Genomic DNA, 7,181 nt, shown 5'->3' with positions numbered 1-7,181 from the left:
GGTCGTGATTGTTGAGGGGGGAAGGCCCGCCCGGCGGTAGCGGCGGCTGACGGTGTGGGGCAATGATGATGACCGTAATCTTAGATGTCAACGGTTTGATGATGGTGGTCATCTATCGTGGTAAAGTGCGCTTCACCAAAGCAGAGCGTGAAGAGAGACCGGGTCATGAAGGTCACCAAGGCACAGGCGCAGGCCAACCGGGCGCACATCGTCGACACCGCTTCCACGCTGTTCCGGGAGCGGGGCTACGACGGTGTGGGCGTGGCCGATCTGATGGCGGCTGCCGGCTTCACCCACGGCGGCTTCTACAAGCACTTCGGGTCGAAGGCCGACCTGATGGCCGAGGCGGCGAGCTGCGGCCTGGCCAAATCGGCCGAGGCCGCGGCCGGCACGGATCGGGAGAGCTTCGTGCGCTACTACCTGTCCCGCGCGCACCGGGACGCGCCAGGCCAGGGCTGCACCATGGCAGCGCTGTGCACCGACGCGGCGCGTCAGCCGGCGGGGGTCAAGGCGGCCTTTGCGGCAGGTATCGAGGCGCAGCTGGCGGTCGCTTCCACGCCGGAAGAGCAGGCCGACGCCTCCACCGCCGAACAGGCGCGCGCGCGGCGGATTGCCTTGATGGCGCAGGCTGTTGGGGCGATGGTGCTGTCCCGGTCCTGCCCGGACGATTCGGCGCTGGCGGACGAACTTCTGGATGTCTGCCGGGCGGATGTGCTGGCGCGGATGTCAGGGGTGTCTGCGCCCTGACAGAAGCGTTGTCACCGTCGCGCTCTTTCTGCGTGCCTACGCGGCGCCCCCGCAGGACGATGAAGAAAAAACCGCGCCGGCGGTCAGCAAATTTTGACGCGCTCTTGGCGCCTGCTGAGGATACTTTTCCGTCATTGTTCCAGAGGAGAAGGGCAATGGCCGCCAGACAAAAGACCCCGTCAAACCCCCAGGTACTGAGGATCGAAGCGATGCCGCTGGGCTTCGGCGAAGCCGCCGTCGTGATCGAGCTGGCCGCCGAGCCACCCAAGCGCTGGTTCAAGGCGCTCAAGCGCGAAATGGCGTATTCAGAGGGCTTGGAGACCGCGTCGGCGAAGTTCGACGGCTGCTTCGTTTACCTCGTGGGGCTGGACCCGGCCCTTGGGAGCGCCGTCCGCTGTGCCAGCCGATTGCTCGCAGCGGTGCAGGAGAGCCTTGAACACAAAGGTGCTGGTTCTCACGAAAGCGACCTGGCCGCTGACGATGCTCTGCATCCGGCGGCTTCCCGGCAAGCATCGCGTGCCGCAAGCGGGCGAAATGAGGCCCAGATGGAGATGAGCGGCAGCGTGTGACGCGTACATCCAGGGTTCTTGGCATCATAATGGCCCGGCGCGATGTCGGGCCATCGTCGTTTCCGGGGCTGGAAAGCGCCGGAGCGTCCCGCCTCGCCAGGGGTCCTGCGCTGGGCGAAGTGTGGTGAAGGAGCGGCGGTCCATGCCGCTCCCCCTGTACAGCCACTTCAGCTCGCCGGAAAAGGGGCCGCCGGCAGACCGTCTCCGTCCCTGTTGATCGCCCTGGGCCTCAAGCCGCCTTCGCGGCCTTGGCATTGCCGCCGGACTTGGCCAGGATCGTCAGCTTCTCATCGGTTGCCTTTTCTTCTTCCAGAGTTTCCAGCAGGAGCGGCAGCGCGTCCTTGTAACCCAGCTGCTTGGCGAGGGCAGCGATGGTGCCGTAGGACGCGATTTCGTAGTGTTCAACCTTCTGGGCACCGCCGATAAGCGCGGCATCGCGCACGGGGCCTTCCTCGATGCTGTCGATGGCTTCCTTGCCTTCCTCAACCAACCCCTCCATGGCCGCGCACTTGATGCGCTTGAGCCGGATGCCCAGCAGCTCGACCACCTGGTCGATGCGTTCGATCTGGCCCTGGGTTTCTTCCAGGTGGGTTTCGAAGGCGGCGGCCAGGTCCGGGTCGGTGGCGGCGCGCGCAAGGCGGGGAAGCGCCTTGGCCATCTGCTTCTCCGCGCTGTAAATGTCCGACAGTTCGTGAATGAACAGGTCTTCTGCGGTCTTGATCGCCATGAGGATGCTCCGGGTTGGTGGTGGGTGGAGCGCTGAAGCTAGGCGCTCTCTCGTTAGGGTGGTGCGCAGGTCCGTGAAGGCCTGCTACACGACCCGTTCGCCGCTTTTCACCCTCTTGGAACGGGTTTACCCATTCATGCCAGACAGTGCGGTCGGGAACAGATCGACTACACGGTCCGACGCGCGGCAGGCGGTTGCAGGCAGGCCTGCGCCGCCTAAAGCGTTGGCTCTCCGGTTTGCGCCCTGGGCAAGAATGCGCGCCCGCAGCGCAGTGATTTGCTATGTTGCACCGGCCCAATCCAGGCAGACACAAGGTGTGGCGTTGCAGTGATCGAGACCCGCCTGCTCCAACAGTTCGTCGCGGTTGCTGAAGAGCTGCACTTCAATCGTGCTGCCGAGCGGCTGCACATGGCCCAGCCTCCGCTGAGCCAGGCGATCCGCAAGCTTGAGAGTGCCGTGGGTGCGCCTCTGTTCGTGCGCACCAACCGCAGCGTTGCGTTGACCCCGGCGGGTGTGGCGTTCCTGGTCACGGCGCGCAGCACCCTGCGCGCATTGGACGAGGGCGTGGCGCAGACGCGACGGGTTGCGCAGGGCATCGAGGGCCACCTCACGCTGACCTTCATCAACATTGCACCCTACGCCCCTGTGCTGCGCGCCCTTCGCGCGTTTCGGAGTGCGTGGCCCGGCGTTTCGTTCACCATGGTGGAGGCCACTACCCAGGAGCAGGTCGTCGCCCTGGAGCAGGGCAGGGCGGATATCGGATTCATGCGGACGCCAGGCACGTCTACCCCGCACTTGCGCATGGCGGCCTTGTCCAGTGAGCCGATCGTCGTCGCGCTGCCCGCCGGCCATCGGCTGGAGGCGGCCCCGAGCGTTGCGCTGGCCTCGCTCAGGGACGAGGCGTTCGTCGCCTCACCGCGGACGCTTGGCATGGGCTTCCATGACCAGCTTATCGGCCTGTGCCAGGCAGCAGGGTTCGTGCCCAACATCGTGCAGCACGGCCGGCAGATGCAGACCCTGGTGGCCCTGGTTGCCGCCGGGTTCGGTGTCGCGCTGCTGCCCGCGTCGGTAGCCACCGATGCGCGGGAAGACGTGGTGTTCCGCCCGTTGCAGGTGGAGGCGCCTGACGAGATGGCCCGGCTGGACCTGTTCATGGGGTGGAACGCGACCCGGGCGTCAGCGATCCGCGACCGCTTGATACACGCTGTGCTGGACGCCCTGTCACCGCCCTGAGCGGATGAGATGCACCGCGTCTTGGTGCGGTATGCAGACAGTCCTTCACCCGCGCCAGGCAAGCCCCTAGTCTTCGGCAGCCCCGCTGTTGAGGATCTGCAATGCCTGCCGCCATCTATGTGTTTTCGCTGTGCGCATTCGCGTTCGGCCTTTCCGAGTTCATCGTCGCGGGTCTGCTGACCGCCATTGCCGATGACCTTGGCGCGCCGATCTCGCTGGTCGGCACGGCCATCGCGGCCTACGCACTGGGCGCGGCCATCGGCGCACCGTTCATCACGGCACTGGTCGCCCACTGGCGGGACAGGCAGATCCTGCTGCTGGCCACGGCGTTGCTGGCGGTGGGCAGCCTGCTGATGAGTGCATCGCCCACGCTGGTGGTCCTGCTGGCCATCCGCTTCGTGGTCGGCCTGGGCCACGGCGTCTTCATGGCGGTGGCCTCCGACGCCGCCACCCGGCTGGTGGATCCACAGCGCTCAGGCCGGGCGCTGTCGGTGGTGTGGATCGGTTTGACGCTCGCACTGGCCATCGGCGTTCCCCTTGGCACGTACCTGGGAAGCCTGTGGTCCTGGCGCGTGGTTTTCGCGGCGATCGGCGTGCTCAGTGTGGCGGGCATGCTGGGGCTGGCGCTGTGCATGCCGCGCGGCGAGGCCGGAGTGGATGCAGCCGGGCGTGGCGCGTGGAAGGGCATCAAGGCCATCACCCATTCGCAGCTGTTGATCACCGCCGGTATCGGCGCGCTCGTCAGCATCGCCACGTTCTCGTTCTTTACCTTCGTCTCGCCGTACCTGCAGCAGGTGACGGCGGTGGATGTGCAGTGGCTGAGCCTGGGGATGCTGCTGTTCGGCCTGTGTGCCATCGTCGGCAATCTGCTGGGCGGCGTCCTTGCCGACGCCATGGACGTGGATCGCAGCCTGCGGCTGGCGCTGGGCGCATTGGCGCTGAACCTGCTCGGGTTGTACGGCTTCGCGCGCATGCCGGTGGTGATGATGATTCTGGTCGGCACATTGGGCGTCTGCTTCTTCTCCATCGTGACGCTGCTGACCCTGCGACTGCTCAGGCAGGCCCAGCGCTTCATTCCCGGCTACAGTTCGGTGGCGGCGGGGCTGAACATCGCCTCCTTCAATCTCGGGACGGCGCTGGGCGGTGCGCTGGGCAGCGTCACGATCGGCTTTGCGACCTTGGCGTTCGTCCCGCTGACGGGGGCAGGGGCTGCGGTGCTGGCGGTGATGGTGCTGTACCTGCAGGGGCGACGCGTGACGGCGCTTGAGTCACCGGTCGCCTGATCGGCATCAACCCGCCGGGTGGGGCGCGCTCCGCCAGGCGCGGGTCATCCAGCGCGTCCGGCGGTGCCCTGCAACATCGCGACGGCCGGGGGAGTAAAATGCCCTACCGTCGATGCCTGGCCGAGGCTCATCGCAATGCCCTACACGAACAGCGACACCCTACTGCGGCTGCGCGATCAGATCCCGTCCTTCCGGTGCATTGTCGGCTGCCACGACTGCTGTGGCCCGGTCACTGTGTCGACCGAGGAGATGGCGCGCCTCCCGGTCAAAAGCGAGGCCGAGCATGATGCGGCCCTGGCCGAGCTCAGCTGCCCCTACCTGGGCAAGCAGGGGTGCGAGATCTACCAGGAGCGCCCGCTGATCTGCCGGTTGTTCGGGACCACCCCGCGGCTGCGCTGCCCCAATGGCCAGCGGCCGGTCTACATGATCGATGAGACGGTGGAAAAGGACATTCATCGCTATCTGGCCAGCACGCGGCAGGTGCTGCTGTAGCCTCGCGGGACCGGCAGTGACGCACCGCGCCTGCTCGCGCCCCGCTACTGATGCCGCATCACCGCCGCCAGATGGTCCTCGGGGTCGATCATGTGCGAGTGGTCGTCCTGGTCCAGCTGGATCTCGGCCCACTGGATGGTGCCGTTGAACTTGCCGCGCTCGGTTAGATAGCCCTCGTAGACGGGCATGCCGGTGTCGATGCCCACGTCCAGGCCTTCATCGAAGGAGTAGTACAGCGGATGGGTGCGCTCGATCGCGCCGCTGCCCACCGCCGTGCCATCGATGTATAGGGTGACCGTGCCACCGCGGCCGATGCCGCCACCGGCGTAGGCAAACTCGGCCCGTACCTGGTGGCGCCCGGTGCCGATCTCCGCCTCGGACAGCACGGTTTTGCGCAGCAGCCCGCAGTGGTTGTAGTGGTAGCCCAGCTTGCCGTTCTCGGCAAAGAACGACCAGCCGCCGGTGCGCCCGCCCTGGGCGATGATGGCGCCATTGAGCTGCCCCTCGGCCGGGGCGTCGATCTCGGCGGTGACCGCGTAGGAGCGGTTCTTGACGTTGATCGCCACGTTTTCGCCGAGGCGGGTCATGCCGGGATACAGGCGCAGGGTGTCGCCGGTGGTCAGGGTAGGGCGGCCGGCGAGCTGGGGATTCATGCGCTCGGCGGCGCGGTCGTCGATGGGCAGGACGTTGTGCCGCACCGCCTCGATCAGGAACAGCTGCTGCAGTTCGGCCAGTTTGTCCGGCTGGGCGGCAGCCAGGTTGTCCGACTGGGTCCAGTCCGTGCGGGTGTCGTAGAGCTCCCAGACGTCCTGCGAGAAATCCACGCCCTTGGCCACCACGTCCCACGGGGTGCGGTGCTTGGTCTGCGCGGTCCAGCCGTCGTGGTAGATGCCGCGGTTGCCCATGATCTCGAAGTACTGGGTGAGGTGGCGTTCGTCGGCTTCGGCGTCGTTGAAGGTATAGGCCATGGACACGCCGTGCATCGGCACCTGGGTGACGCCGTTGACGGTATGCGGCTGCGCCAGCCCGGCCAGGTCGAGGATGGTGGGTGCCACGTCGATGACGTGGTGCCACTGGCTGCGCAGCTCGCCGCTGCCGGAGATGCGCGCGGGCCAATGCACGATGGTGCCGTTGCGCGTGCCGCCGTAATGCGAGGCCACCTGCTTGGTCCACTGGTAGGGCGTGCACAGCGCATGGGCCCAGCCGACGGCGTAGTGGTTGTAGGCCGTGGGCCCGCCCACCTCGTCCAGGTGCTGTTTCCAGAATGCGGCGGTTTCGTACTCGGCGCCGCCGTTGGAGGCGGTGGTGAGCATGAAGGCGCCGTTGATGCCGCCCTCGGCCGAGGCGCCGTTGTCGCCGATGATGAAGTAGACCAGGGTGTCATCCAGCACGCCCAGTTCCTCCAGCGCGTCGATCACCCGGCCGGTGTGGTGGTCGGCGTATTCGAGGAACGCGGCATACACCTCCATCTGATGCGCCAGGATCGGCTTGAGCTCGTCGGGCATGTCGTCCCAGGCGGGGATGCCGTCCGGGCGCGGGGTGAGCACCGCATCGGCGGGGATGACGCCCAGTTCGCGCTGGCGGGCGAAAGTGGCCTCGCGCAGTGCGTCCCAGCCTTGGTCGAAGCTGCCCTTGTACTTGGCGATCCAGTCCTTGGGCACGTGGTGCGGTGCGTGCGTGGCACCGGGCGCGAAGTACACGAAGAAGGGTTTGTCCGGGGTCAGGCTCTTCTGCAGGCGCACATAGTCGATGGCTTTGTCGGCCAGGTCGGGCATGAGGTGGTAGCCCGGGTCCAGCGGTGCCTCGACGGTGGACACGCCGTCGATCAGCGCGGGCGTCCACTGGTTGGTCTCGCCGCCGATGAAGCCGTAGAAGCGCTCGAAGCCGCTGAAGGCCGGCCAATGGTCGAACGGGCCGGTGGGCCCGGATTCCCACACCGGCACTTCGTGGCACTTGCCGAACTGGGCGGTGTTGTAGCCGTTCTGGCGCAGGATCTCCGGCAGTGGCACGGCCGAGTTGGGGCGGGTGGAGCGGTAACCGGGCGCGGGTGTGGCGGTTTCGGTGATGTGGCCCATGGCCACCGCATGGTGGTTGCGGCCGGAGAGCAGCGCGGCGCGCGTGGGCGAGCAC

At 66.9% G+C, this 7,181-nt stretch carries 7 protein-coding genes; 5 read left to right on the top strand and 2 right to left on the bottom strand.

Annotation, left to right across the window (positions count from 1 at the left end):
* The first annotated feature begins 165 nt into the window (after nucleotides 1-165).
* Together DBR34_RS01595 and DBR34_RS01590 are read left to right on the top strand one after the other, a co-directional pair.
* Entirely contained in the window at nucleotides 166-747 is a 582-nt protein-coding gene (locus DBR34_RS01595) for a TetR family transcriptional regulator (RefSeq protein ID WP_128095440.1), read from the top strand.
* A 59-nt stretch (nucleotides 748-806) separates the two neighbouring features.
* A complete protein-coding gene (locus tag DBR34_RS01590; protein ID WP_258223613.1) occupies nucleotides 807-1,316 on the top strand; it encodes a hypothetical protein in 510 nt (169 codons plus the stop codon).
* 229 nt (nucleotides 1,317-1,545) lie between these two features.
* Here the strand turns inward: DBR34_RS01590 and DBR34_RS01585 are convergent, their stop codons facing one another.
* A complete protein-coding gene (locus DBR34_RS01585) occupies nucleotides 1,546-2,043 on the bottom strand; it encodes a ferritin-like domain-containing protein (RefSeq protein ID WP_038687788.1) in 498 nt (165 codons plus the stop codon).
* A gap of 327 nt (nucleotides 2,044-2,370) precedes the next feature.
* Here DBR34_RS01585 and DBR34_RS01580 point away from each other — a divergent pair, with 327 nt between their 5' ends.
* The 3 genes from DBR34_RS01580 to DBR34_RS01570 all read left to right on the top strand — a co-directional run bounded on the left by DBR34_RS01580 (nucleotide 2,371) and on the right by DBR34_RS01570 (nucleotide 5,051).
* The gene (locus DBR34_RS01580) at nucleotides 2,371-3,276 is read left to right on the top strand and encodes a LysR substrate-binding domain-containing protein (protein ID WP_128095438.1); all 906 of its coding nucleotides are present in this window, start codon (nucleotides 2,371-2,373) and stop codon (nucleotides 3,274-3,276) included.
* Between the two features lie 101 nt (nucleotides 3,277-3,377).
* The gene (locus DBR34_RS01575) at nucleotides 3,378-4,559 is read left to right on the top strand and encodes an MFS transporter (RefSeq protein WP_128095437.1); all 1,182 of its coding nucleotides are present in this window, start codon (nucleotides 3,378-3,380) and stop codon (nucleotides 4,557-4,559) included.
* 135 nt (nucleotides 4,560-4,694) lie between these two features.
* Nucleotides 4,695-5,051: a YkgJ family cysteine cluster protein gene (locus tag DBR34_RS01570; protein ID WP_128095436.1), complete on the top strand. Its 357-nt coding sequence runs from the start codon at nucleotides 4,695-4,697 to the stop codon at nucleotides 5,049-5,051.
* A gap of 44 nt (nucleotides 5,052-5,095) precedes the next feature.
* Here DBR34_RS01570 and DBR34_RS01565 read toward each other — a convergent pair.
* The coding region (locus tag DBR34_RS01565; RefSeq protein WP_146186751.1) for an arylsulfatase at nucleotides 5,096-7,181 on the bottom strand (2,086 nt) is incomplete at its 5' end.

The sequence above is a fragment of the Stenotrophomonas sp. HMWF003 genome (assembly GCF_003061285.1).
GTDB lineage: Bacteria > Pseudomonadota > Gammaproteobacteria > Xanthomonadales > Xanthomonadaceae > Stenotrophomonas > Stenotrophomonas maltophilia_AP.
The sequence above is the reverse complement of the archived record's forward strand: the minus strand, read 5'-3'. Positions and strand labels throughout refer to the sequence as shown.

Bases quoted from the DNA above. Each gene is read 5' to 3' on its own strand.
- DBR34_RS01595 (WP_128095440.1), top strand. From the start codon at position 166: ATGAAGGTCACCAAGGCACAGGCGCAGGCCAACCGGGCGCACATCGTC.
- DBR34_RS01585 (WP_038687788.1), bottom strand. From the start codon at position 2,043: ATGGCGATCAAGACCGCAGAAGACCTGTTCATTCACGAACTGTCGGAC.
- DBR34_RS01570 (WP_128095436.1), top strand. From the start codon at position 4,695: ATGCCCTACACGAACAGCGACACCCTACTGCGGCTGCGCGATCAGATC.
- DBR34_RS01575 (WP_128095437.1), top strand. From the start codon at position 3,378: ATGCCTGCCGCCATCTATGTGTTTTCGCTGTGCGCATTCGCGTTCGGC.
- DBR34_RS01590 (WP_258223613.1), top strand. From the start codon at position 807: ATGAAGAAAAAACCGCGCCGGCGGTCAGCAAATTTTGACGCGCTCTTG.